A 24492-nucleotide genomic window follows, 5' to 3' on the forward strand; every position below is an offset into this window, starting at 1 on the left:
GACGTAGGCCACGGGGCGGCCGGTGGATCGGCGTGGTTCGACTGCGACGTGTCCGCCCGCGCGCACAACCCGGCGCAGGGTCGGCCCACGGTCGGCGCTCGGCGGGCATGGGGGCGCCACCGATCGGCGGACAGTCGTCGGACAGTCACAAAGGGTAGTACCTCGCCGAAGTCGCGACGGGAAGTTCGCGAATCCCCGGACAGCTGAGGGCCGCTCGCGGTAGAGAACCAGGCGCGCGAGCAGCATGCGCGCGCCATGCAACCGCCCGTTCACCACCCCTCGCCGAACTTCCCGAAGAAATCCCGGAAACGTGTGTAAGAGCCGGTGCGGACCGCCCTCTCAAAGGTCACAGGGCCCGGTACCGGGCACGCCCCGAAGGCGGAGAGGAAGACGATCATGGAACGCCCCGTCAGCGTCGTCGAGCACGAGCTGGAACTCAACCTGGTGCTCTCGCCGGAGCACAGCGTCCCCGTCCCGGCGCGGCTGTCCTACGGCAGCCACGACCCGTACGCGGTCTACATCACCTTCCACCTGGACACCGGCTCCCCGGTGACCTGGGTGTTCGCCCGCGAGCTGCTGGTCGAGGGCACCTTCCGCCCGTGCGGCCAGGGCGACGTGCGGATCTGGCCGACCCGCTCGGGCCGGCGCAGCGTGCTCTGCCTGGCGCTGAGCTCGCCCGCCGGGGACGCGCTGCTGGAGGCGCCGCTGCCGGCCGTCGCGGCCTGGCTGGAGCGGGCGCACCGGCTGGTGCCGCCGGGCAGCGAGCTGGCCGCGCTGGACCTGGACGGCTCGCTCGCCGAGCTGCTCGCCTAGGCGTGCGTCACAGCGCGCACCACAGCGTGCGTCGCGGTGTGCACCGGCACGTGCCCGATCGAGGGGGCACACGACGGAGCACACGAGGGAGCAGGAGCGGCGCCCCCGCCGGCTCAGCGGGCCGCGGGGGCCTGCTGACGGCCGCGGGCGGCGTCCGGACCGCCGTCGCGCTGTCCGGGCAGCCGGACCGGCGGAGCGCCGGCGGAGCGTCGCCGCGCCCTGATCCGGATCGCGGCGGCGAGCAGGAAGCAGAGTCCGACCCACGGGTAGACCGAGGTCGGCAGCTGGCGCCACGGTGACATGTGGAGGACGGCCGGGCCGAGCGGCTTCGCCGCCCACATGGCGAACGAGAGGAAGGCGACCAGCGTGGCCCAGAAGACGGCCCGCCAGCGCAGTCGGCGGACGCCCGCCGGGCGGGCGTGCTCGACGGAGGCCTCGGCGGCGAGCAGGACGAGCAGCGGTACGCACCAGACCCAGTGGTGGGTCCAGCTGATCGGCGAGATCAGCACGGCGGTGACGGCCGCGCAGCAGACGCCCCAGGCCTCGGCCCGGGGCAGCCAGCGGCCGCTGCGGGCGGCCCAGGCGGCGACGGCGAGGCCGGCCAGCGCGACCAGGCCGGCCCCGAGGGTGGCGACGGTGCCGGGCTCGGCGGTGTGCAGCAGGCGGGCGAAGGCGCCGCGCAGCGACTGGTTGTCGACGATCTGGGTCTTGCCGACCCGGGAGGAGTCGTAGAGGTACTTGGTCCAGAAGCCCCAGGTCGCGTCGGGCAGGACGAGGGCGCCGAGCAGGAAGGTGCCGAGGAAGGTGAGGCCGGCCACGAAGGCGGCCCGGATCCGGCCGGTGATCAGCAGGTAGACGGCGAACAGGCCGGGGGTGAGCTTGATGCCGGCGGCGATGCCGATCGCCACGCCCTTGCTGCGGCGTTCAGCCGGACGGGTGAGATCCCAGAGGATCAGGCAGGCGAGCGCGAGGTTGATCTGACCGTAGCGGAGCGTGGTGAAGACGGGCTCGAGCCAGACCCCGAGGCCGGTCACCAGGATCACGCCGATCGGCCGCAGCTCACGGCGCGGCCAGCCGACCAGCTTGAACGACAGGTGGGTCAGCAGGGCGAGCAGCCCGAGGTTGCCGAGAGTGATCGCGACCCGGAGGAAGGAAACCGGGAACCAGGTGGTCGGCACGAACAGCATCGCCGCGAACGGGGGGTAGGTCGCGGGCAGGTTCCACTCGGTGACGCGCAGCCCGTACAGGTCGGTGCCGTTGGCGACGGCGGCGCCCTCGGCCCGGTAGACGATCATGTCCACCATCGAGGTGTGGACGAAGTGGCGCACCACTGCGTACACGACCAGGGACAGCAGCGCCAGCGCGGAGGCGGCCAGCAGCGGACGGCGGGGGGCCTCCCGCACGGCCTGGACGGGAGCACCGAGCGTCCGGCGCAGCCGGTCCGACAGCGGGGCGGGCGAGGGATCGGGTGCGGTCCGCACCGGGCTGCGCTCGTCTTGCACCGCTGTCACTGCTCACTCCGTCCACCGCTCGGCCAACCAGCGACGATACCGGATGCCTCCCGAACGGGGCCGGACACGTTCGACTACACAGTGTGACAGCAGGGCGCCGGCCGCCCGAGCCCTGCCCGCGGGCAGCTCACGGGCGAACGGCGTCCCGGCCTCGGAGAGGCCTCAGCCCGTGTACGCCCCCAGGGCCCGGGTGAAGTCCAGCGGCTGCTGGACGACGCTGCTGCAGGTGGCGTCGGCGTAGGCCTTGGCGCCGCCCTCGCAGGCCTTGTCCCGGGTGCCGGACCACATGGCCAGCCAGGCGAGGTGCTTGGCCGTGGCGAAGTCGGCGAGCTGCTTGGCGTCGGCGACGGTGAAGACCTCGCTGGCCACGTCGTTGACGCCGATCATCGGGGTGACCGCGACCTTGCGCCAGGCGGCCGCGTCGTCCAGCCCCAGCACGCTCTTGACCTGGGCCTGGGTGGCGGTGGCCGCGGCGATCGCGTACGTGCCCATCCGGCCCTGCGGGTTGGGGGCGACGCCGTCGCCGAAGTCCATCGCCATGATGTTGACGGCGCCGATCGCGACGCCGTTGGCCTTGGCGTCGGCGACCAGGTTGACGCCCTCCTGGGTCAGGCCGGAGGGCAGCGCGGGCAGGGTGAAGGAGACGTCGAGGGCCTTGCCCTCGGCGGCGGCGTTCTTCTGCAGCTGGGCGACGGCCTGGGCGCGCCGGGTGTTGGCGGCGGTGTCGGCGATCGCGCCGCCCTCGACGTCGAAGTCCAGCTTGGTGGCGCCGTACGCGTCCACGACCTTCCGGTACGCGGCCGTGAGGTCGGCGGTGGAGCCGCAGGCGAGGGCGAGCTCGCTGCCGTTGGCGCCGCCGAAGGAGATCCGGACGTCGCCGCCGGTCGCCCGCAGCGCGCCGATCTGGGCGGCCACCGCGTCGGCGGACAGGTCGCTGACGCCGCCCCACTTGGGCACGCAGCCGCCACCGGAGACCACGAAGGCGAGGTTGAAGGTCTTCACGCCGCTCGCCTTGGCGATGGCCGCCAGGTCGTACGGCGGGTAGAGCGAGGTGTCCACGTACGGGGCGAAGCCGGCGCCGACTGGCGGAACGGGCACACCGGTCGCCGTGGGGGTGGCGGTCGGGGTGGGGGTCGGCGCCGGGGTGGTCGGCTTCGCCGTGGCGGTGGGACTGGGCTTGGCGGTCGCGGTCGCGGTCGCGGTCGGAGGAGTCGTCGGAGAGGCAGTGGCAGTGGCAGTGGCGGTCGGACGCCCCGAGGGGGTGGGCGCGGTCCCGTCGCCCGCCTTGCAGGAGGCCTTGTTGATCAGGCAGTTGGCCGGCTCGGCCTGCGCTGCGCCCGCGCCCTGGGCGACGAAGCCGACCACCACGCTCTTGCCGGGCTCCAGCCGCTTGCTCCAGGCCTCCGGCCTGACCGTGACGTGCTGCCCCTCGGCGGTGTAGGTGGCGTTCCAGAGCGAGTCGATCTTCGCTCCGGCCGGCAGGTCGAAGCTGAGCGTCCAGTCCTCGATCGGGCTGCTGTCCGGGTTGGTGACCAGGTACTGGCCGGTGTAGCCGGCGTCCCAGGTGCTGGTGCGGCTGTAGACGGCGCCGAGCGAGGCCGCGCTGGCCGAGGAGGCGAGGACGACCGTCCCGCCCACGACCAGGGCGGCGGCGACCGCGGCGGCCCCGATGATCGCGCCCTTGCGGCCGCGCCTGCGGTGGCCGGAGCGGCGGGTGGGCTGGATGGTCATGGCGCGTTACCTCCGCGGGTGCCTTCGGTCGGCCGCCGTCCGGGCACGGGGGTGCCTGCGGATGTCCGGGCGGCCGGTCCGGCTCGGTCGGGTGACCGGCGCGACCGACGCTAGCGGCGGCCGGGGGGCCGAACGGGCGTACTGAGCGAGGGGTAGAACTCCCTTAGGCCACAGTTAAGGAAGACCCCCTCGAAGACCCCCACCCAAGACCCCGCCAAGACCCCGCCAAAACTCGCACCAAGCCCCCCGCCGCGTCACAGTCACAGCGTCACCGCGTCACCGCGTCACCGCTGGAAGAGCGCTCCCCGGCTGCGCCGCCGCCCGGTCCGCGTGAGCGCCGCCTCCTGCGGCCGGGTGCGCAGCCGTAGCCGGGTCTCGGCGCCGCCGAGGACGGCGGAGCGGCCGAGCGCGAGATCGCCGCCGGTGGCCTCGGCGAGCTTGCGGACGATGTCCAGGCCGAGGCCGGTCGAGCCCTCCCCGCCGTGGCCCTCGCCGCGTTTGAGGGCGGCGGCCGGGTCGCTGTACCCGGGTCCGGCGTCGCCGACCAGCACGATCACCGAGCTGTCGGTGGCCAGTACGTCCACGGAGAAGGCGGTGCCGATGGCGGTGTGCCGGAAGACGTTGCCGAGCAGCGCGTCGACGGCGGCCGCCAGGTCGCCGCGCTGGACGGGTACGGGTGCCGCCCGTTCGGCGCCGGCCAGCTGCCAACGGCGCCCCTCGTCCTCGGCCAGCGCGGACCAGAAGCCGACCCGTTCGCGGATCACCTCGGCGGCGTCGCAGCCGACCGTGACGGCGGGCGCGTCCTCGGGGGCGCGGCGGGCCGAGCGGATGATCTGGTCGACCTCGCGCTCGAGTTGGGCGACCGCGTGCCGGGTGGCGTCGGCCGCGTCGCCGTCGCCGAGCGAGGCGGCGTTGAGCCGCAGTACGGTCAGCGGGGTGCGCAGCCGGTGGGACAGGTCGGCGGCCAGTTCCCGTTCGGCGGCGAGGAGTTGGACCACCCGGTCGGCCATGGTGTTGAACGCGTGGGCGGCTTCGCGCAGTTCTTCGGGGCTGCCGTCGATCTGCTTGCCCTCCACCGGGACCCGTACGGCGAGGTTGCCGGCGCCGAGCGAGCGGGCGGCGCCGGCGAGCCGCCGGGCGGAGGCGACGATCCGGTTGCCCATCCGGTCGGCGACCAGCACCGAGATGGCGACCAGGCCGAGCGCGACGGCGGAGAGCACCAGCCAGGCGGTGGTGACGCCCCGGGTGAGGTCGCTCTCGGCCACGAACACCTCGACCACGGCGGTCCGCCCGGTGTCCACCGCGACCGGCTGGAGCAGTGCGTAGCCGCCGGGCACCTGCACGGTGAAGGAGCGGCCCTGCCCGCCGGCCGTGGCCACGTCGCCGTCGGCGGCCCGGCCGTCCCCCAGGGTCGGGCCGCCGGGCCCGCCCGTCCCGGGGGTCTCGGGCTGCCCCGCGGCCGGCAGGTGGACCGCCATCCGTCCCTGCCCGCCCGCGTCCGTGCTGGCCAGGGCCCGGGTGACGGCGTCCTGGTCGGTGGTGATCGCCAGGGCCGGTCCGAGTGCCGCCGCCTGCCGGTCGGCGGCGGTGAACGCCCGGTCCCGGGCGGTCTGCTGGACCATCAGGCCGAGCGGGATGAGGAAGGCCAGTGCGACCATGGTGGTCCCGGCCACGGCGGCCTTGATCAGGGCCCAGCGCAGCGAGTGCCCGAACCTCCTCATGTCCGGTGCCCCGCCGGGCCCCCGGTGGCCTCCAGCCGCACCCCCACGCCCCGGACGGTGTGCAGGTAGCGGGGGTTGGAGGCGGTCTCGCCGAGTTTGCGGCGCAGCCAGGAGAGGTGGACGTCGATGGTCTGGTCGCCGCCGTAGGTCTGCTGCCAGACCTCGGCGAGGATCTCCTTGCGCGGCACGACCACGCCGGGCCGGGCGGCGAGGAAGGCCAGCAGGTCGAATTCACGGCGGGTCAGGTCGAGCGGCCGACCGTCCAGGGAGGCCTCGCGACGCTGGAGGTCGATGGCCAGGCCGCCGACCCGCAGGACCTGGGCGACGGGTGCCGCGCCGCTGCCGAGCCGGCGCAGCACGGCGGCCATCCGGGCGCTGAGGTGCTCTCCGGAGAAAGGTTTCACCAGGTAGTCGTCGGCACCGTCGTTGAGCAGCCGGACGATCTCGGCCTCGTCGTCCCGGGCGGTGGAGATGATCACCGGCACGTTGGTCAGGCCCCGGATCATCTTGAGTGCCTCGCTGCCGTCCAGGTCGGGCAGGCCCAGGTCGAGGATCACCAGGTCACAGCCGACCTGGGCGACCTCCCGCAGCGCCTCGAGTGCGGTGCCCACGCTGCGGACCGCGTGGCCGGTGTCCGTCAGGTGGCGGATGAGGGCGGAACGTACGAAGGGGTCGTCCTCGACCACGAGCACTGTTGCCATGGGCCTGCACGGTACGCCATCGGCGGACAGTGGTCTGTACCTCGGGGGCCGGTCCGGACATTGTGCAACTGCCCTGAGGAATACCGGGGGTGCCGGTCTCGGACAGGGGGAAATACGGCAGGATGTGCGGACGATGCGGAACGGACTGGTACAGCTCGGCGCCTGGGCGGCGGCCACCGGGGCGGCGGTGGCGCTGTCCTGGTTCGGCGTGCACGCGGTGCTGACCGGCGCCGCGTTCGAGCGGCCCACGGCACTGCCGCTGCCCTCCCCGAAGGCCGACGGCACGCCGTACTCCCCGACCGCCGCCCCCGAGCAGCCGCGCTCGGCGGCGCAGTCCGCGACCCCGGCCCAGCCGACCTCCCCGCCCGCCACCGCGACGCACGGGCCGGCCCCCGTCACGACCGCCCCGCCGCCCACCCGCCGGCCCGCGCCGACGCCCACCGCGACGTCCACGGTCAGGAGCTATCCGATCCCGGGCGGCAAGGTCGCGCTGGACCTCCAGGCCGACCGGGCCTCGCTGGTGTCCGCCACCCCGGACCCGGGCTGGCAGATGCAGGTGTGGGACGGCCCCCAGTGGATGCGGATCGACTTCACCAGGGACGCCCAGGCCAACTCGGTCTTCGTCTCCTGGAACGGGCACCCCCCGACCGTGGAGACGGCCGTCCGCTAGCAACCCGTCCGTTCGGCACGCCGACGGCCCGCCCGGGAGTCGCTGGTCAAGCCGTGCCCCGGGGCGGGAGAATCGGCCGCGCCGCTGTACAGAATGCCCACCGGAGGACGGTGCCGCGATGACCCCCGCCCCATCCCCGAGCTCCCCCAGCTCTCCCAGTTCCCCCGGCCCGGCCGACCCCGTCGCCCCGCAGGGCGCCGTCGCGGGCAGCACGAACGACACCATCGACGCCCTGGACGGCCGGCTGATCCGGCTGCTCGCCGAGGAGCCCCGGATCGGGGTGCTGGAGTGCTCGCGCCGGCTGCAGGTCGCCCGGGGCACCGTGCAGGCCCGGCTGGACCGGCTCCAGGCCAAGGGGGTGATCGGCGGCTTCGGCCCGGAGGTGGACCCGGCGGCGATCGGCTACCCGGTGACGGCCTTCGCGACCCTGGAGATCTCCCAGGGCCAGGGCACGGACGTGCGGGCGCACCTGGCGGGCGTGCCGGAGGTGCTGGAACTGCACACCATCACCGGGATCGGGGACATGATGGTGCGGATCGTGGCCCGTTCCAACGCCGATCTGCAGCGGGTGATCGACCGGGTGGTGGGCTTCGACGGGATCGTCCGCTCGTCCACCGCGATCGTGCTGGAGAACCCGGTGCCGTACCGGATCCTGCCGCTGGTGGACCAGGCCGCCGCCGAGTAGGACGGGGTCCGGCCGTCGGCAGGGCGCGCCCGGTCAGCAGGCGGGGACGCTGCCGCCGCTCTTGAGTGCCTGCAGCACCGAGACCGCCTCGCCGAGCGTGCCGACCGGCACCAGTCGCAGCGACGCCGGCGTGTTCACCTTGGCGTCCGTGCACTCGTCCCTGGGGAGCAGGAACACCGTCGCGCCGTCCCGGGCGGCCGCCTGCGTCTTCAGCGGGACGCCGCCGACCGGGCCGACCGTGCCGTCCTTGTCGATGGTGCCGGTGCCCGCGATCGTGCGCCCGCCGGTGAGGTCGCCGCCCTGGCCGTCGCCGGCGAGCTTGTCGACGATGCCCAGCGCCAGCATCTGGCCGGCGCTCGGGCCGCCGACGTCGCCCAGGTCGACCTTGACCTTCACCTGGTCCGGTGACAGGTGGAGGTAGCTCAGCGCGGCCGCGGTGGCGCTGTCCTGCGACTCGGCCATCTGCTGGGCCGTGACCTCCTCGGCCTTGGCCGGGTTGCCCTGCGGGTAGACCGTGTCGGTCGGGCGGACCGCCTCCTTCGGATTGAACCAGGCCTGCATGGACCGCAGGAAGGTGTTGCGCTGGTCCGGGTTGGTCGCCGTGATGGTGACCATCCGCAGCTCGCCCTCGGTGGTGCGCAGTGGTGCCCCGGTGATGGTGAGCACCGGCTTGTCCTGGTAGCTGCCCAGGGTGTCCGCGGTCAGGCCCGGCCAGGTGACGGTGTACGGCAGCGGGACGAAGGCGGCCACGCCGAACAGCGCGGTGACCAGCGCTCCGCACAGCGCGAGCGCGCGGGTCCGCGGGGCGGTGAGGGCCTTGGAGAGCTTGGTGTCGGACACAAGGGGAATCCAAACACACCCGACGCCCCGCCGTGGTGCGCCCGCTCGCCTCGGGGCGATCGGGAGCGGGGGCGCTACCTCGGGGCGCTCGGGGCGGGGGCGCTACCTCAGGGCGTCGGCCACCTCGGTCGCCGCCTCCACCACCCGGGGCCCGACCCGCTCGGGCACCATGCCGTTGAGCATCACCACGCCGACGCTGCCCTCGATGCCGCTCAGTCCGAGCAGCGCGGCGGCCGCCCCGCACGCCCCGGACTGCTCCTCCGCGCGGGTGATGACGAAGCCCTGCTCGGGCCGCCGCTGGCTGGGGAAGGTGCGGGCCTCCAGGATCGCCCGTCCGGCCGCGCTCTCGGTGAGCGGGTGGCGCAGGCCGGTCCGGTAGGCGACGTGGAAGTCGGTCCAGCTCGGCTCGACCACGGCGACGGCCAGCGCCTCGTTGCCGTCCACCAGGGTCAGGTGGGCGGTGGCGCCGAGGTCCTCGGCGAGGCTGCGCAGGGCCGGCAGCGCGGCCTCGCGCAGCAGCGGGTGCACCCGGTGCGCGAGCCGCAGCACGCCGAGGCCGACCCGGGCGCGTCCGCCGATGTCCCGGCGGACCAGGCCGTGCTGCTCCAGGGTGGCCAGCAGCCGGTAGACGACGGTGCGGTTGACGGCCAGCCGGGCGGCGAGTTCGGTGACGGTGAGCCCCCGCTCGGAGTCGGCGAGGAGTTTGAGGACCCGGACGCCTCGGTCCAGGGTCTGGGAGGTCTCGGCTGTCACGACGGGCAATCCTTTCCGCGGCGCTCGCGGGGCGGGCGGCGCCGGCCGGGGGTCGGTGTCGCGCGCAGGTGGGGGTGGCCGCGCTCGGGCCGTACGCGGTGTCGTCCTTGACGCCGGTACGGTCCTGCGACGCCGTCCCGCGGGGGGGTTGCCCGGCGGAAGAGCGTGGGGGAAAGGTAGTGAAGGAAATGTCGCGGCGGAAGTGGTTGTCCAAAATTCGGGCGTGATCGACTTCAACATCGCCGCAGATTCCGGACAAACGCCCCCAATTCTCCGGGCAGATCAGGGCATGCGTTCGACTCAGGTCCGAAGTCCGGACACTCCCGGACACGGACCACAGAGTCGGACCACAGGGGCGGACCGCAGGGTCGAACCGCGCGCTCCCGCCGAACCGTTACTTCGCCCACTCCCGGATCTTGGCGATCCGCGCCGTGAGCTGGTTGGCGGTGGCCTGCGCGGTGAGCGGCCCGCCGCACTGGCGGCGCAGCTCGTTGTGGATGGTGCCGTGCGGCTGGCTGGTGCGGTGGTGCCAGGCGGCCACCAGCGCGTTCAGCTCCTTGCGCAGCTCGCGGAGCTCCTGGTGGGTGACGACCGGCCGCTGCTCGGCCGGCAGCTCCAGCAGGTCGGCCTCCTCGGCGGGCTTGGTCTTGCTGCGCTGGATCTGCCGGTGCTGGCGCTTCTGCAGCAGCATCTGCACCTGGTCCGGCTCCAGCAGGCCCGGGATGCCGAGGTAGTCCTCCTCCTCCTCGCTCCCCGGGTGGGCCTGCATGCCGAACTCCATGGCGTTGTACAGCACCCGGTCGAAGACCGCGTCGGAGCCCAGCGCCTCGTAGGAGAACTCCTCGCCGCCCGCGCCGTCCGGCCCGTCGTTGGCTCGTTCGGCCTCGGCGAGCAGCCGGTCCTCCTCGTCGAAGAGGCCCTCGCCCTCCTTCTTCGGCCGGTCCAGCACGTGGTCGCGCTGGACCTCCATCTCGTTGGCGAAGCCCAGCAGCATCGGGATGGTCGGCAGGAACACCGAGGCGGTCTCGCCGCGCTTGCGGGCGCGCACGAAGCGGCCGACGGCCTGGGCGAAGAACAGCGGGGTGGAGATCGAGGTCGCGTACACCCCGACGGCCAGCCGGGGCACGTCGACGCCCTCGGACACCATACGGACCGCGACCATCCAGCGGGAGGTCCCGGCCGAGAAGTCGGAGATCCGCTGGGACGCCTCGGTCTCGTCGGAGAGCACCAGGGCGACCTTCTCGCCGCTGATCTCGCGCAGCATCTTGGCGTACGCGCGGGCCACGGTCTGGTCGGTGGCGATCACCAGCCCGCCGGCGTCCGGGATCGCCTTGCGGACCTCGCTCAGCCGCCGGTCGGCGGCCTGGAGCACGGCCGGGATCCACTCGCCCTGCGGGGACAGCGCGGTGCGCCAGGCCTGGGCGATCAGGTCCTTGGTCATCGGCTCGCCGAGCCGGGCCTCCAGCTCGTCGCCGGCCTTGGTGCGCCAGCGCATGTTGCCGCTGTAGCTGAGGAAGATCACCGGGCGGACGACATGGTCGGCGAGGGCGTGTCCGTAGCCGTAGGTGTAGTCGGCGACGGACTTGCGGATGCCGTCGCCGCCCGCTTCGTACTGGACGAAGGGGATCGGGTTGGTGTCCGAGCGGAACGGCGTACCGGTCAGCGCCAGTCGGCGGGCGGCCGGCTCGAAGGCCTCGAAGCAGGCCTCGCCCCAGGACTTGGAGTCACCGGCGTGGTGGATCTCGTCCATGATCACGAGGGTCTTGCGGGCCTCGGTGCGGTTGCGGTGCAGCATCGGGTTGACCCCGACGCCCGCGTAGGTGACCACGATGCCGTGGTACTCCCGGGACAGCGGCCCGGAGGAGTACCCCGGGTCCAGCTTGATGCCTATCCGCGCGGCGGCCTCGGCCCACTGCTTCTTCAGGTGCTCGGTCGGCGCGACCACGGTCACCTGCTGCACCAGGTGGTTGTGCAGCAGGTACGAGGCAAGGGTGAGCGCGAAGGTGGTCTTTCCTGCGCCCGGGGTGGCGACCGCGAGGAAGTCACGCGGCTGCGACTCGATGTACTTGTCCAGCGCGCCCTGCTGCCAGGCCCGCAGCTTGCCCGCGGTGCCCCAGGGGGCACGGCCGGGGAAGGCCGGCGACAGGTGGTGCGAGCCGACGGGCGCGGCATGGCCGACGGCCCGGACGGGCTCCTGCGGCTCCGACGTGTCGGAGAACAGCGGCATCGAGGAGGCGGCGGCAGTACTCACGGTCTCCGAGGGGGATCATCGCAGGTCAGGGGCGGTTTTGCGGCCCCGCCCCGCGGTCGGGCGGCGATCGGACAACCCGCCCAGCCTACCGGTCCGGCGCCGTTCGGGCCTCCAGGCGAGGCCTCGCGCCCGGCTCGCGCGGCCGGAAATCGATGTGACGCGGCTCACGTCCGATCGCTCTCGAAACCCGGTAATCACGGCGGTCACCAGGACTCTCACCAGGGTGAGGCCGCACCGACCCCCTGCCCCCAGCGCGGCCTCGCACCGAACCGAAGGGACCGCCCGTGCGCACCGTCGAAGAGACCGTCCAGGCCCGCCTGATCCTCTCCCCCCACCGCTCCGCCCGGCTGCGGGTCGTGCTGTCCTACCTGCCGGAGGACCCGCTGGCCGTACGGATGGCCTTCCCGGCCGAGTTCTCGCTGGACGAGGCCGAGGAGGGCCAGAGCGCCGAGGACATCGTCTGGGTCTTCGCCCGCCGGCTGCTCTCGTCCGGCATCGAGCTGCCGGCCGGCGTCGGCGACGTCCACGTCCGGCCCGCGCTCGGCCGCCGCACCATGGTCGAGCTGCGGGCCCCGGAGGGCACCGCGCTGCTCCGGTTCGACACCGGCGACCTGCGCCGCTTCCTGTGGCGCAGCCGGCTGCTCGTCCCCGAGGGCGAGGAGCACCTGCACCTGGACGCCGACCGCGCCCTCGCCCAGTTGCTCGGCTGACGGGCGAGCCGGCGTCCGGGAGCGCCCCCCGCGCTTCCGGGCCGCCTCTCGCCCGCCTGCCACTCGCCCACCCAGTCGCCTGCTCGCCCCTCCCTCAGCCCGACAGCTTGCGCATCAGCCGGACGCCCTGCGCCGCCGTCAGGTGCGGCAGGTACGCCTTGCCGATCGCCCTCGTGATGCCGGGCAGCGCGGCCGGGTCGGGGTAGGCCATGTACATCGGCCGGTACTCCGGCTGGAACTTCGCCTTGAACGCGAGCAGCGAGCGGAAGCCGTACACCGGCTCCAGCGCCTTGCCCATCCAGTCCAGCATCCGCTGCAGCCCGGTGGGCCCCTCGTCCTGCCCGGTGCGGGCCAGCGGCGCGCCCGACAGCGACAGGAAGCGGGCGCCCTCCTCCTTGAAGCCGAGCGCGGCCGAGGCGATCAGGAACTCGCTGACACCGCGGAAGCCGTCCGAGCGCCGGCGCATGAAGTCCAGCGTCCAGCCGACCGGCACGCCGTTCTCGTACACCGGCATCCAGCTGGTCAGCCCGTGCACCACCCGCTGCTCGTCCACCGCGACCAGCACCCGGACGTCCGGGTCGTCCAGCTCCTCCAGCCCGCCGAGCGTGAAGCCCATCTCCGGCAGGCCCTTCTCGGAGACCCACTCCTCGGAGATCGCCCGGATCTGCTCCCGCAGGGCGAGCGGCGCCTCGTGGTATGCCCACCACTCCGCGGTGATGCCCTGCTTGCCGGCCTTGTTGAGGGCGGTGCGGATGTCCTGCCACTTGCGGCCGGTGAAGGCCAGCTCGGGCAGCGGGACCACGGTGTCCTCGGCGACCTGCACCGAGCGCCAGCCGAGCTGCGCGGCGGCGTCCCTGGTCTGCCCGTAGACGCTGTAGAAGCACGGCGTCCAGCCGCGCGCGTCGCAGTACCGGGCGAAGCCGGCCACCGCCCCGGCCCGGTTCTCCGGCGCGCCGAACGGGTCGCCGGTGGTCAGCGCGATGGTGCCGATCACCCGGTAGGCGACGCCCGCCCGGCCCTGCTCGTCGAACCAGTAGTGGTTGCCGTCCCAGGTGGTGATGAAGGACAGCGTCCCGCCGCCGTGCTCGGTCAGCAGCGCCCTGGCCCGGGCCGCCGCCTCCGCGTCGGTGTGCAGCACCGGCCGGCGGAAGGCCGACAGCAGCGCGACCAGCGCCACCACCCAGAACGCCAGCCCGCAGTACGTCTCCAGGAAGCGCGCCACCGATCCGACCGCGATCGGGTAGTCCGGTGTCAGGTCGTTGTACGCGGGCGGCAGGAACTGCGCCGGCAGCCCGTGCAGCAGTCGGCGGACGTTCGCCCCCGGCTCGAACTGGTCGGCCACCAGCCGTCCGAGCCCGACGTACGCGGCCGAGGAGAGGAGCGCGGCGCAGCCCGGCACCAGGGCCAGTCGGCGCACCGACCGGCCGGACAGCCGCACCCGGAACCGCTTGTGGGTGGCCAGCAGCAGGCCGGTGGTCAGCAGTGGCAGCAGCATCGCCTCGACGAAGTACTGGACCACGTCCCGGCTGACCGGCCCGGCGTCCAGGTACAACCAGCCCAGCAGCGCCACCCAGAGCAGTTCGGTGGCAATGGTGACCAGCCAGGCGAACCGCAGTCCCCTGCGCAGCCCCTCGGCGAGCACCAGCAGCAGGGCCGGGAACAGGGCGGCCATCAGCCGGCCGGGGGTGTCGAAGATCCGGACGACGGCGTGCGCGCGGGCGCAGTCGTGCGCCGAGAGCGAGCAGAAGTCGGCGACCTCGTCCGGGCTGAGCCGGTGGGAGAAGTACAGCTCGGAGAAGGCGTTGAACGGTCCGCTGGCGTTGTCGTACAGCGAGGCGATCAGCGGCCCGAAGGCGGCGACGACCAGGCAGAGCGCGACCAGCACCCGGGTCTCGGAGTGCGAGGAGCGGTGCGAGCGCAGGTACGGGCGGCCGCGGCTGAGCAGCGCGCCCACGCCGAGCCCGGCCAGCGCGGCGGCGCACCGCTGGACGCTCTGCAGGTGGCCGACGTACAGCGTCATGACCAGCGGGACGAGCAGCACCAGCAGGTGCAGTCGGCGGCGCCAGAGCACGGTGAGCCGGTACCCGAGGACCCCGGCCAGCGCGAACAGGCCGACGCCGGGGCCGACCGAGATCTGGTCGGCCACCGAGGCGGTCCACTGTTCCCCGGCCGAGGAGCCGAACGCGATGAGCCCGGCGCCCAGCAGGGTGCCGACGACCTGCCCGCCGACCAGCACCGCGAGGGTGCGCAGGCGGCCGAGCCGGTGTTCGGCGGCCGGGCCGACCAGGAGCAGCAGCAGGCTGGTGAACACGTACGAGCCGCTGCCGGAGCACCAGGCCATCGAGGTGACCGGCGTCCACCAGTGGCCTTCGCCGAGCGTGGGCAGGCCGACCCCGGCCTGCTCCAGCAGCCGGTCGGACGGCCCGCTGCCCAGGCTGCCGGTGGCCGCGCCGACCAGCCAGAGCCCGGCCAGCAGCGCCAGCGTCAGCGGCGCCGCGCGCAGCCGGGAGCCGAGCGCCCGGGCCGCCCGCCGCACCCGCTGCGGGCGCGGCTCCGGCGTCCGGGTGACCGGCGCGCGGTCCGCGCCCCGCTCGGAGTCGCGCCGCGCGCCCCGCTGGCCGACGACCCGTTCGGACGTCTGCGCGTGCTCGCCGGCGACCGCGGTGCCCGCCCCGCTCACCGGGTCAGCCCGGTCTGTTGGGCGATCCACGGGATCTGCCGGACGATGCCGGGGCGGAAGACCACCCAGCCGTGGCCGCCCGGCATCAGTTCGAACTTCGCCTTCATCCCGGCCCCCTGAACAGCCTGGTAGATCTTCTCCATCTGCGGCCTGAACTCGTCGTCGGTCTCGCCGACGAGGAGGGCGACGCTGGTGTCCGGGAACTTCCTGCGGGCCATCACGTGGACCGGGTCGACCGCGTCGAACTTCTTCGCGTCGCCGCCGAACGCGGCCCTGATGGTGCCCTCCCGGTTGCCCAGGGTCGGCTCGTCCTGCCCGGACATGTCCAGGACGGTGCCGTACACGTCGGGCGCGTTGACGCCGAGCTGGAGCGCGCAGGTGCCGCCCATCGAGGCGCCGCCGATCGCCCAGCTCTTCCGGCCGGTGGCGGTCTGCAGGTTCTCGTGGATCCAGTCGGGAACGTCCGACGCCAGGTAGGTCTGCATCTTGGCGAGCTTGGAGTCCATGCAGAGCGTGTTGAACCAGGTCGAGCCGAGCTCGTCGGGCATCACCACGATCGGCGCGAGGCCGTTGTGCTGCGCGGCGAACGCGTCCATCGTCTCGTTGATCTGCCCCGAGAGCACCCAGTCCCCCGGCGCCCCGGGCTGGCCGGTGAGCATGACGACCACCGGCAGCAGCGGTCGCGGGGTGGCCTGGTAGGCGGGCGGGAGGTAGACGTAGGCGTCGCGGGCCTTGAAGCCCGACCTGAGGCCGGGGATCGGCACCACCGAGACGGTGCCCTTGTCGGGCAGGTTCGCCGGGGCCTGCCAGACCTCGTCGAGCACCTTGTCCGGCGGGGCGGCCACGGTCTGCCCGACCTTCGCGGGGACCAGCCCGCTGGTCTTGGTCAGCCACGGCGCCAGCATCACGCGCCCGCTCGGGTACTGCCCGAAGCCGATGTTGACCTCGGAGGCGGCCATCAGCAGCACCAGCCCGCTCAGGCCGAGCGCGATCCCGCGCCGCCGCCAGGTGAGCCGGCGGATGCGGTAGCCGACCAGGCAGAACCCGAGCAGGGCGATGGCTATCCACCAGGTGACGTACTCGGGCGTGCCTTCCGGGAAGGGGTGCCACCAGCCGTCGACCACGACGTCGAGCAGCAGGCTGAGGGCGGCCGCGGTGGCCAGCGCGGCGGGCAGGCGGAACCGCCACCAGCTCCGGTCGCGGCCGACGGCGAGCGCGAACAGCGCCGCCCAGCCGGCCGCGAGCACGGCGTGCGGGATCGGGCCCTCGGTGAGCGGCCAGTCGATCGGATTCCAACGGGTGGCAAGGGTGAGCGTGCTCATGCGGCTATGCCCGGATGGGTGGTGTCGGCCAGGAAACCGTAGGCGACGACGTTGCCGTCGTAGCCGTGTTCCTCGCTGTACGCGCCACCGCAGGTGATCACCCGCAGCTGCGCGTCCGAGGCCTGACGGTAGACCCGTTCGTCCGGGAAGTCCTTTCGATCGTGCACTTCGATGGCGTACAGCTGGTAGACGGCGGTGGCTCCGTCCGCCCGGGCGATCTCGATCCGGTCCCCCCGACGGAGCGCGCCCAGATGATAGAAGACGGCCGGACCCGCCTTGTTGTCGACGTGCCCTGCGAGGATCGCGGTGCCGCGCTGACCGGGGCTGGCCCCACCGCGGTACCAGCCCGCCAGGTTACGGTCCGCCTCGGGCGGGGCCTGCAGGTGGCCCTCGGAATCCAGCCCGAGCGTGGTGACCGGGGCGTCCAGGCGGACGGCCGGGATGCGGATCCGGGTCGGCGCGGACGGCCCCAGCGGCGGGACGACGGAGACCGGCGCGATGCCGGCCTGGGCCTGGCCGCCGTCCGGGGCGGGCGGCAGCACCGGCGAGCCGCCGCCGTGCAGCAGCCAGGCACCGAGCACCAGCGCGGCTCCCGCCGCCAGGGTGCCCGGCCAGGGGCTCCTGCTCTGCTGGACGCCCACGGGCGCTCCCCTCTGCCGACGGAATCCCGCTTCCTGGGAGTTTCCTGGGAACAATTCAACCGGATCGGACTGTAAAGCACGTCCATACGATGGTCATACTGACACCCGCCGATCGGCAGGGCTGCCGGCCGCTTTCCTGCCCGACGTGCGCGGCCGGTCGCGGAGCGCGACGAATACCTCCCGCCGGCGATCACTGCGGGCACCGCGCCCGACACGAGCCAGCGACGGTTCTACGGCCGCGATCGGTTGCGGCGTTCGGGCGATCGGTTACGACCATCCGCTGCGCCTCTTCGACCACTTCCGCCCGCATGCCATGCTGACGCGGTTACGGGTTCGATCCCCCGGATGTCAGATCGGACCCCGCACTCCCGCACGCTGCCGACCGCCTCACGAACGGAGTGACCATGGACGCTCTCTCCCGCCGCACCCTGCTGGCGGCCGGCGCCGCCACCGCCGCCACCCTGGCGGCCGGCTGCGGCAGCAACCACGCCGCCGGCGGGGAGCGGGCGACCGGTTCCGCCAAGCCCACCGGTGGCGCGGACGCCGGGCAGAGCGCCACTCCCACCCCGGCCCCGGCCCCCAAGCCGCAGGCCGTCCTGATCGGCGACGGCTCCACCTCCGACACCGGCGTCCAGCCGCGCCAGCCCGTCCCCGAGCGGCTGCAGCCCGGGCAGCGCCCGCCCCAGTTCGTGGTCTTCTCCTGGGACGGCGCCGGCGAGCTCGACAACGGCCTGTTCGCCCGCTTCCGCCGGCTGGCCCAGGATCACGACGCGAAGATGACCTTCTTCCTCAGCGGCCTCTACCTGCTGCCCGAGTCCAAGAAGGACCTCTACCGCCCGCCGCAGCACAAGGTCGGCGCCTCCGACATCGGCTACCTCAGCGACCGGCACATCCGCGACACCCTGGAGAACGTGCACGCGGCCTGGCTGGAGGGCCACGAGATCGGCACCCACTTCAACGGCCACTTCTGCGGCGCCACCGGCGTCGGCAAGTGGTCCCCGGAGGAGTGGGACAGCGAGATCCAGCAGGCGATGGACTTCGTGACGAACTGGCGCACCAACACCGGCTTCACCGACCTGCCCGCGCTGCCCTTCGACTACCGCAAGGAGCTGATCGGCAGCCGCACCCCCTGCCTGGAGGGCCAGCGCAACCTGCTGCCCACCGCGGTCAAGCGCGGCTGGCGCTACGACAGCAGCGGCAACGGCACCCAGGTGTGGCCGCAGAAGATCCAGGGCGGCGCGCTGTGGGACCTCCCGCTGCAGTCCATCCCCTTCCCCGGGCACACCTTCCAGGTGCTCTCGATGGACTACAACATCATGTACAACCAGTGCGGCCCCAACACCAAGGCCGACCCGGCGCTCCACCCGGGCTTCCAGGCCCAGGCCCGCGACGCCTACCTGATGGGCTTCGACCGCACCTACAACGGCAACCGGGCGCCGTACATCATCGGCAACCACTTCGAGGAGTGGAACGGCGGCATCTACATGAACGCCGTCGAGGACGTCCTCAAGACCGTCGCGGGCAAGTCGGAGGTCCGGCTGGTCTCCTTCCGCCAGCTGGTCGACTGGCTGGACGCCCAGGACCCGGCGGTGCTGCGCAAGCTGCAGACCCTCGCCCCGGGCCAGTCCCCGACGGGCGGCTGGGAGGCCTTCCTCGGCACCCCGGCGGCGGCGCCCGTCCCCTCCTCCGCCGGCACCGCCACCACAGCCGCCGGCTGACCGTCAGGACCGGGTACGGACCCGGCCGGAGAGCAGCGCTCCCAGCAGGGCGACCCCGGCCATCACCAGCAGGATCACCGCAAAGGCGCCGGGCGAGCCGGCGCCTTCGGCCTGTCCGTGGCCGGCCGCCAGGGCTCCGCCGCCCAGCGCCGCGAACAGCACCCCGGCCAGGCCCGTGAGCAGCACATTGCCCAGCGCGTCGCTCATCTGCAGCGCGGCCGAGTTCGCCCCGGCGTCCTCCGGCGCGGACAGCTTCATCATCAGCACGCTGACGCTCGCGATGGCCAGTCCCATCCCGACGCCGCCGATCCCCCAGGCCACCGCCGCCACCCAGGCCGGCACCCCCGGGACCAGCACCAGCGCGGCGCCCGCGATCGCCGCCGCGGTCAGCACGAAGCCGCCCCGGATCATCGCCTCGCGGTAGCGCTCGGCCCCCGGCCGGCCCTGCAGCCAGGAACCCAGCGCCCAGGAGAGCCCGCCGCTGGTCAGGGTGAGCCCGGCCAGCGTCGGCGACAGGCCGCGCTGGGTGGTCATCATCAGCGGGATGAAGGCCTCGGCCGCGAAGAACGCCCCCGCGGCCACCCCGCGCAGCAGGATCACCGTCGGCAGCCCACGCCCCGCCCGCAGGGTCCGCTTCGGCAGCAGCCCCAGGACGGCCGGCGCCAGCAGCGCCGCCCCGGCGATCCCGGGAAGCAGCCCGATCAGGTCGCGGCGCTGGCCCGCGTACTGCAGCAGCCCGGCACCGAGCGCCGCCATCGCGGCCAGCACGGTGCGGCGGCGGTCGAAGTCCGCGCCCTTGGCCACCGGGTGCTCCCGCTCGGAGCGGGCCAGCGCCGGGCCCATCACGGCCAGCGGCAGCAGGATCAGCACCGGCACGGCCAGGAACACCCAGCGCCAGCCGAGGTGCTGGGTGACCGCCCCGGCGACCAGCGGGCCCACGATCGAGGGCAGCACCCAGGCCGAGGAGAAGGCCGCGAACACCGACGGCCGCAGCCGCTCCGGATAGGCCCGGCCGACCACCACGTACAGCGCGACGATCACCAGCCCGCCGCCGAGGCCCTGGATCGCCCGGCCGGCCACGAACACCCACATCCCGGGCGCCGTCCCGGCCACCAGCAGGCCGACGCCGAACACCCCGATCCCGGTGAACAGCGGCTGCAGCGGCCCGCGCCGGTCGCACCACTGGCCGGAGACGACCAGGGCGAACAGCGTGGTGGTGAAGTAGCCGGAGAAGGCGAAGGCGTACAGCCCGAGGCCGTGCAGCCGGCGGGCCGCCGTCGGCATCGCGGTGTTGACGGCCGTCGCCTCGAAGGCGATCACCAGGACCACCGAGACGATCCCCAGCGTCAGCGCGCGGTAGCGGCCGCTGAGCACCCCGCCGCCGGGGTCGTCGTCGAGGGGTATCGGTACGGGGTCGACCGAGGTGGGGGAGGCAGTGGTCATACGTGACATCGTAAGAGCCGTCCGCCGCGATGACCCCTGACCAGAGTCGGTGACCGACTGGTCCCGTGGGCCTAGGTCCCCGTCGGTGCCACGTCAGTGCAGCACCTTGAGGCCGACCACGCCGGAGACGATCAGCAGCAGGCAGGCGATCCGGGCCATGGTCACCGCGTCCCCCAGGGCGGCCATCCCGTAGAGCGCGGTGCCGACCGCGCCGATGCCGACCCAGACCGCGTACCCGGTGCCGATCGGAATGGTGCGCATCGCGTACGCCAGGCCGCCCATGCTGAACAGCAGCGCGACGCCGAAGACGAGGGTGGGAACGAGGCGGGAGAAGCCCTTGGACGATTCCAGGGCGACCGCCCAGACGGTCTCCAGGAGACCCGAGACGATCAGAACGAGCCAGGCCACGACGGTGCACCTCCGCAGTCCACAGCGGCCGGATTGCCGCTGAACTGCGCCGTCTTGTCGTCACCGGGTACGACGCGCTCGTCCGGGGTGGCGTGAATAACGCCACCGCTCTTCGACCGTAGCACACATTGCCATACAGAATTTACAAAACTTCGTTGACCCTCCTCCCCCGGATCCGCCACCATGAATTCACTGGCCGTGTGCCCGAGTGGCTGAGGGGACCGTCTGCAAAGCGGTGTACGCGGGTTCAATTCCCGCCACGGCCTCGATGAAAAAGGAATTGCCGGTCGACCCGGAAAAGTCGACCGGCAATTCCTTTTGCGCATTTCCCCACTCAGGCCGTGACGGCGTCCTCCGGCCGGATCGGCAGCCGGCCGACCGGCAGGGCCGTGGCGGCGCGGACGGCCGCGGCGACGGCCGCCGGGGCGACCACCGCGGGGGCCGCGCCGACCGCCTTGGCACCGAAGGGGGCGACCACGTCGCGCTCCTCCAGCAGCGCGGCGATCCGCACCTGCGGGGTGTCCAGCGCGGTGGGCAGCCGGTAGCCCGTGAGCGAGGGGTTCTGCAGCACGCCGCCCTCGGTGCGCAGGTCCTCCAGCAGTGCCAGGCCGACGCCCTGGGCCACGCCCGCCTCGATCCGGTCCTCGATCTGCCGCGGGTTCAGCGCCCGGCCGACGTCCTGGGCGACCGTCATCTCGACCACCCGCACGGCGCCCAGCTCGATGTCCACGTCCACCACCGCGCGCATCGCGCAGAACGAGATGGAGACGAAGGCGTCGCCCTGCCCGGCCTCGTCCAGCGGCTCGGTGGGGTGCGGGCGGCACTGCGCGGTGGCCCAGAGCTCCTTGCCCTCCAGCGCCTCGGCGACCGGCATGCCGAGCACCCCGTCGTACGAGGTGATCTTGCCGTCGGCGATCTGCAGCAGCTCCGCCGACATCCCGAAGTTGGCCGCGATCGGCTGCAGCAGCTGGTGGCGGACCATCAGCGCGGCCCGCTCGACGGCGCCGCCGGAGACCCAGGTGTGCCGGCCGCGGGCGGAGGGCCCGGCGATCGACTGGTCGCTGTCGGCCGGCGCGATGTAGACCTCGCTGACTCCCAGCACGGTCTGCACGATCTGCCGGGCCAGCGTGGCGAAGCCCTGCCCGGCGTCGACGGCCGCGCAGATCACCGTGGCGTGGTCGCCGCTGACCCGCACGGTCGCGGTGGACACCTCGTCCTCGCCCTCGGCGCCCAGCATGTGCACCATGCCGACGGCGTAGCCGATGCCGCGCCGCACCGCCGCCGGGTCGCCCGCGCCGCCGGGCCCGCCCGGCAGCAGCCACTCGGCGTCCGGGTCGTCCACCGGCAGGGCCGGCAGCGGCTCGTCCGCGACGGCATCCAGCAGCGCGCGCACCGGCGCCGGGCAGGTGACCGCCTGCCCGGTGGGCAGCAGGTCGCCGGTGGACATCGCGTTGCGCCGGCGGATCTCCACCGGGTCCACGCCCACCCGGGCGGCCAGCTGGTCCAGCTGCGACTCGTACGCGAAGCAGGCCTGCAGCGCGCCCTCGCCGCGCATCCGCCCGGCCGGCGGGTTGTTGGTGCGCACCGCCCAGGCGTCCACGAAGACGTTGGGGCAGACGTACGGGCCGGCCGAGAAGGCCGCCGCGGCGGCCAGCGCCTCGGCGGAGACGTCCGCGTAGGCGCCGCCGTCCAGCAGGATCTGCGCCTCGACCTTCACCAACGTGCCCTCGGCGTCGGCGTGGTGGCGGTAGCGCAGGAGCGCGGGGTGGCGCGAGGTGTGGGTCTGGAAGGACTCCTCGCGGGTGAGGGTCATCTTCACCGGGCGGCCGGTGCGCAGCGCCAGCAGGGCCAGGGTGACCTGGAAGGAGATGTCCTCGCGGTCGGTGGTGGCGCCGGGCACGCCGGTGACCACCAGCCGGACCCGGTCGGGCTCCAGGCCGAGGCATGCGGCGGTGCGGTCGCGGTCGCCGTGCGGGTCGGTGGAGGACAGGTGCAGCTCGACGCCGCCGTCCGGGCGCGGCACGGCCAGGCCGGCCTCGGCGCCGAGCGGCGCCGGGTCCTGCCGGCCGACCTGGTAGAGGCCCTCGACGACGATCTCGCCGACCGCCTCGGAGTCCCCGGTGCGCAGCGGCAGGTGGCGGAAGAGGTTGCCGTCCGGGTGCAGCGGCGGCGCGGTGAAGGCCTGCTCGGGGTCGGTCACGGCCTCCAAGGGCTCGTAGTCGACCGTGATCAGACCGACCGCCAGCCGGGCGGTGTCCGGGTGGTCGGCGGCCACCGCGGCGATCGGCTCGCCGTGGTGGCGCACCACGCCGGCGGCCAGCACCGGCCGGTCGGCGACGACCGGGCCGGCCGGGGCGCCGTCGGGGGTGCCGTCCGGGCCGGGCGGCAGGTCGGCGGCGGTGACCACGGCGTGCACGCCGGGCAGCGCGAGCGCGGCCGAGGTGTCGATGCCGCGGATCCGGGCGTGCGGGTGCGGCGAGCGCAGCACCGCGCCCCACAGCAGCCCCTCGGCCCACAGGTCGGCCGCGTACGGGTAGATGCCGAGCGCCTTGGGCAGCGCGTCGCTGCGCAGCGGGGAGCTGCCCAGGCCGAACGGCTCCGGTGCGCCGCCCTCGCCGCCGTCCTGCTGGAGTGCTGCGCCGATGTCGGTAGGCGACGTCATGATGCGTGGTCGTCCTCGGGGAGCCGGATGCCGTGGGCGGGGGTGGCACCGTACGGGACGCCGGCCGGGGCACCGCCCTCGACCGGGGCACCGTGCGGGTGCTGGGCGGCGTACGGGGTGCCGTGCGGCGGCGTGCCGTCGAAGGCGGCGCCGGGCAGCGGGGTGCCGTGCGCGGGGGTCGGCTCGTAGACCGGGGCGTCGTACCCGGTGTCGTAGCCGTTCTGCTGCTGGTGGCCGTCCGGGTAGGGCAGGTAGGTGCCGTGGGCGGGGGTGGTGCCCTGGTACGGCTGCTCGGGGTAGCCCTGCGGCGGGTAGTAGACCTGGTCGCCGGAGGTCTGGGCGGGGATGCCGCCCTGGAGCGGGGCCGGGACGGTGGTGTCGTACACGCCGGTGTCGTAGCCGCCCGACGGGTCGCCGTACGGCGTCGGGGCGTGGGCCTGCTCGACGGGCTGCTGCTCGACGGGCTGCGGCGCGGCCGGGTGGGCCTCGACGTGCTGCGGTTCGAGGTGCTGCGGCTCGACGTGCTGCGGCTCGACCTGCTGGTGGGGGACGTGCTGCTGCGGGACGTGCTCGATCCAGGCGTCGGCGTCGGTGTAGACCGGCAGCTCGACGGCCGACTCGGGTTCGACGGCCACAGCCGCCTCGGCGGACCGGTCGTCGGCCTCCGGAGCGGGAGCGGCGGCCTCCTCCGCCTCCTCGGCCACCGCCGCGCGGGCCTCCGCGACGGTCTGGACGGCGGCCAGTACGCCCTTGTAGCCGGTGCAGCGGCAGAGGTTGCCGCAGAGCGCCTGCCGGGCCTCGACCTCGGTGGGCCGGTGGTTGCGCTGGAGCAGGTCGTGCACCGCCATCGCCATGCCGGGCGTGCAGTAGCCGCACTGCACGGCGCCGGAGGCGGCCAGCGCCTGCTGGACGTCGCTCGCGCCGCCGGCGGCGGACAGGCCCTCGACGGTGTTGATCTCGCTGTCGGCGGCCAGCGCGGCGGGCACCAGGCAGCCGGCCACCAGCTGGCCGTCCACCTGCACCGAGCAGGCCCCGCACTCGCCCTGTTCGCAGCCGTCCTTGGCGCCGGCCAGGCCGAGCCGCTCGCGCAGCACGTAGAGCAGGCTCTCGCCGATCCAGGCGTCGGTGACGGGCCGTTCGAAACCGTTGACCCGCAGCGTGTAGGAGGCGCACGGGCGCAGCTCGCGGCTGACCTGCGGGGAGAGGCCGAGCGGGTCGGCGTCGAGGGTCTC

18 protein-coding genes, 1 tRNA gene, 1 pseudogene and 1 riboswitch are annotated in these 24492 nt (G+C 73.8%); of the genes and pseudogenes, 6 read left to right on the forward strand and 14 right to left on the reverse strand.

All coding sequences use genetic code 11. The annotated features are described in order from the left end of the window. Nucleotides 1-396 precede the first annotated feature (396 nt). On the forward strand, nt 397-813 hold the full coding sequence (locus tag ACZ51D_RS24460; protein ID WP_350634093.1) for an SsgA family sporulation/cell division regulator: 417 nt from the start codon (nt 397-399) through the stop codon (nt 811-813). Between the two features lie 113 nt (nt 814-926). Here ACZ51D_RS24460 and ACZ51D_RS24465 read toward each other — a convergent pair whose 3' ends face one another. The 4 genes from ACZ51D_RS24465 to ACZ51D_RS24480 all read right to left on the reverse strand — a co-directional run bounded on the left by ACZ51D_RS24465 (nt 927) and on the right by ACZ51D_RS24480 (nt 6477). Continuing rightward, nucleotides 927-2324, reverse strand: a complete 1398-nt coding sequence (locus ACZ51D_RS24465; protein ID WP_465620367.1) for a glycosyltransferase 87 family protein — start codon at nt 2322-2324, stop codon at nt 927-929. A 162-nt stretch (nt 2325-2486) separates the two neighbouring features. Further along, nucleotides 2487-4055 carry a glycoside hydrolase family 18 protein gene (locus ACZ51D_RS24470; RefSeq protein WP_465663528.1) on the reverse strand — a complete coding sequence of 523 codons (1569 nt, stop codon included), beginning with the start codon at nt 4053-4055 and terminating at the stop codon, nt 2487-2489. Between the two features lie 284 nt (nt 4056-4339). Beyond that, entirely contained in the window at nt 4340-5776 is a 1437-nt protein-coding gene (locus tag ACZ51D_RS24475; RefSeq protein WP_465663529.1) for a sensor histidine kinase, read from the reverse strand. Next, nucleotides 5773-6477 carry a response regulator transcription factor gene (locus tag ACZ51D_RS24480; RefSeq protein ID WP_465663530.1) on the reverse strand — a complete coding sequence of 235 codons (705 nt, stop codon included), beginning with the start codon at nt 6475-6477 and terminating at the stop codon, nt 5773-5775. Before ACZ51D_RS24480 ends, ACZ51D_RS24475 begins: the two co-directional genes overlap by 4 nt. A 133-nt stretch (nt 6478-6610) precedes the next feature. Between ACZ51D_RS24480 and ACZ51D_RS24485 the strand changes: the two genes are divergently transcribed. Together ACZ51D_RS24485 and ACZ51D_RS24490 are read left to right on the forward strand one after the other, a co-directional pair. Continuing rightward, on the forward strand, nt 6611-7147 hold the full coding sequence (locus ACZ51D_RS24485) for a hypothetical protein (RefSeq protein ID WP_465620360.1): 537 nt from the start codon (nt 6611-6613) through the stop codon (nt 7145-7147). Nucleotides 7148-7265: 118 nt separating this feature from the next. Then, entirely contained in the window at nt 7266-7832 is a 567-nt protein-coding gene (locus ACZ51D_RS24490) for an Lrp/AsnC family transcriptional regulator (protein WP_465620359.1), read from the forward strand. Between the two features lie 33 nt (nt 7833-7865). On the opposite strand, the gene ACZ51D_RS24495 is transcribed toward ACZ51D_RS24490, so the two are convergent. The 3 genes from ACZ51D_RS24495 to ACZ51D_RS24505 form a co-directional block, all read right to left on the reverse strand. After that, nucleotides 7866-8672 (reverse strand): S16 family serine protease, encoded by an 807-nt coding sequence (locus ACZ51D_RS24495; protein WP_465620357.1) that lies wholly within the window; start codon nt 8670-8672, stop codon nt 7866-7868. A gap of 102 nt (nt 8673-8774) precedes the next feature. Then, entirely contained in the window at nt 8775-9425 is a 651-nt protein-coding gene (locus ACZ51D_RS24500; RefSeq protein ID WP_355671840.1) for an IclR family transcriptional regulator, read from the reverse strand. Nucleotides 9426-9819: 394 nt separating this feature from the next. Next, the gene (locus ACZ51D_RS24505) at nt 9820-11652 is read right to left on the reverse strand and encodes a DEAD/DEAH box helicase (protein WP_396288879.1); all 1833 of its coding nucleotides are present in this window, start codon (nt 11650-11652) and stop codon (nt 9820-9822) included. A 308-nt stretch (nt 11653-11960) separates the two neighbouring features. Between ACZ51D_RS24505 and ACZ51D_RS24510 the strand changes: the two genes are divergently transcribed. After that, nucleotides 11961-12386: an SsgA family sporulation/cell division regulator gene (locus ACZ51D_RS24510; protein WP_465620355.1), complete on the forward strand. Its 426-nt coding sequence runs from the start codon at nt 11961-11963 to the stop codon at nt 12384-12386. A 94-nt stretch (nt 12387-12480) separates the two neighbouring features. Here the strand turns inward: ACZ51D_RS24510 and ACZ51D_RS24515 are convergent, their stop codons facing one another. From ACZ51D_RS24515 to ACZ51D_RS24525, 3 genes are read right to left on the reverse strand one after another with little or no spacing between them, the layout of a single operon-like run. Further along, the gene (locus ACZ51D_RS24515) at nt 12481-15066 is read right to left on the reverse strand and encodes a bifunctional lysylphosphatidylglycerol flippase/synthetase MprF (RefSeq protein ID WP_465620353.1); all 2586 of its coding nucleotides are present in this window, start codon (nt 15064-15066) and stop codon (nt 12481-12483) included. Continuing rightward, entirely contained in the window at nt 15063-16388 is a 1326-nt protein-coding gene (locus tag ACZ51D_RS24520; protein WP_465663531.1) for an alpha/beta hydrolase, read from the reverse strand. The genes ACZ51D_RS24515 and ACZ51D_RS24520 overlap by 4 nt, the downstream gene beginning before the upstream one ends. After that, nucleotides 16385-17029, reverse strand: a complete 645-nt coding sequence (locus tag ACZ51D_RS24525; RefSeq protein WP_360496800.1) for a class F sortase — start codon at nt 17027-17029, stop codon at nt 16385-16387. Before ACZ51D_RS24525 ends, ACZ51D_RS24520 begins: the two co-directional genes overlap by 4 nt. Before the next feature lie 404 nt (nt 17030-17433). Here ACZ51D_RS24525 and ACZ51D_RS24530 point away from each other — a divergent pair, with 404 nt between their 5' ends. Continuing rightward, nucleotides 17434-18747: a polysaccharide deacetylase family protein gene (locus ACZ51D_RS24530; RefSeq protein ID WP_465663532.1), complete on the forward strand. Its 1314-nt coding sequence runs from the start codon at nt 17434-17436 to the stop codon at nt 18745-18747. 3 nt (nt 18748-18750) lie between these two features. On the opposite strand, the gene ACZ51D_RS24535 is transcribed toward ACZ51D_RS24530, so the two are convergent. Continuing rightward, complete coding sequence (locus tag ACZ51D_RS24535; protein WP_465663533.1) at nt 18751-20190, reverse strand: MFS transporter; 1440 nt, start codon at nt 20188-20190, stop codon at nt 18751-18753. Nucleotides 20191-20283: 93 nt separating this feature from the next. After that, complete coding sequence (locus tag ACZ51D_RS24540) at nt 20284-20598, reverse strand: DMT family transporter (protein WP_360496791.1); 315 nt, start codon at nt 20596-20598, stop codon at nt 20284-20286. Between the two features lie 43 nt (nt 20599-20641). Beyond that, a riboswitch (guanidine-III (ykkC-III) riboswitch) is annotated at nt 20642-20707 on the reverse strand. A gap of 85 nt (nt 20708-20792) precedes the next feature. Here ACZ51D_RS24540 and ACZ51D_RS24545 point away from each other — a divergent pair. Next, nucleotides 20793-20864: transfer RNA gene (locus tag ACZ51D_RS24545), tRNA-Cys, on the forward strand. Nucleotides 20865-20932: 68 nt separating this feature from the next. On the opposite strand, the gene ACZ51D_RS24550 is transcribed toward ACZ51D_RS24545, so the two are convergent. Together ACZ51D_RS24550 and ACZ51D_RS24555 are read right to left on the reverse strand one after the other, a co-directional pair. Further along, the gene (locus tag ACZ51D_RS24550) at nt 20933-23260 is read right to left on the reverse strand and encodes a xanthine dehydrogenase family protein molybdopterin-binding subunit (RefSeq protein ID WP_360496789.1); all 2328 of its coding nucleotides are present in this window, start codon (nt 23258-23260) and stop codon (nt 20933-20935) included. Between the two features lie 656 nt (nt 23261-23916). Continuing rightward, nucleotides 23917-24435, reverse strand: a pseudogene (locus ACZ51D_RS24555) ((2Fe-2S)-binding protein); the annotation flags it as partial. Between the last annotated feature and the right edge of the window lie 57 nt (nt 24436-24492).

The organism is Kitasatospora sp. NPDC033851 (assembly GCF_055576085.1).

Bases quoted from the DNA above. Each gene is read 5' to 3' on its own strand.
- ACZ51D_RS24530 (WP_465663532.1), top strand. From the start codon at position 17,434: ATGGACGCTCTCTCCCGCCGCACCCTGCTGGCGGCCGGCGCCGCCACC.
- ACZ51D_RS24490 (WP_465620359.1), top strand. From the start codon at position 7,266: ATGACCCCCGCCCCATCCCCGAGCTCCCCCAGCTCTCCCAGTTCCCCC.
- ACZ51D_RS24460 (WP_350634093.1), top strand. From the start codon at position 397: ATGGAACGCCCCGTCAGCGTCGTCGAGCACGAGCTGGAACTCAACCTG.
- ACZ51D_RS24520 (WP_465663531.1), bottom strand. From the start codon at position 16,388: ATGAGCACGCTCACCCTTGCCACCCGTTGGAATCCGATCGACTGGCCG.
- ACZ51D_RS24535 (WP_465663533.1), bottom strand. From the start codon at position 20,190: ATGACCACTGCCTCCCCCACCTCGGTCGACCCCGTACCGATACCCCTC.
- ACZ51D_RS24550 (WP_360496789.1), bottom strand. From the start codon at position 23,260: ATGACGTCGCCTACCGACATCGGCGCAGCACTCCAGCAGGACGGCGGC.
- ACZ51D_RS24470 (WP_465663528.1), bottom strand. From the start codon at position 4,055: ATGACCATCCAGCCCACCCGCCGCTCCGGCCACCGCAGGCGCGGCCGC.
- ACZ51D_RS24505 (WP_396288879.1), bottom strand. From the start codon at position 11,652: ATGCCGCTGTTCTCCGACACGTCGGAGCCGCAGGAGCCCGTCCGGGCC.
- ACZ51D_RS24475 (WP_465663529.1), bottom strand. From the start codon at position 5,776: ATGAGGAGGTTCGGGCACTCGCTGCGCTGGGCCCTGATCAAGGCCGCC.
- ACZ51D_RS24485 (WP_465620360.1), top strand. From the start codon at position 6,611: ATGCGGAACGGACTGGTACAGCTCGGCGCCTGGGCGGCGGCCACCGGG.
- ACZ51D_RS24480 (WP_465663530.1), bottom strand. From the start codon at position 6,477: ATGGCAACAGTGCTCGTGGTCGAGGACGACCCCTTCGTACGTTCCGCC.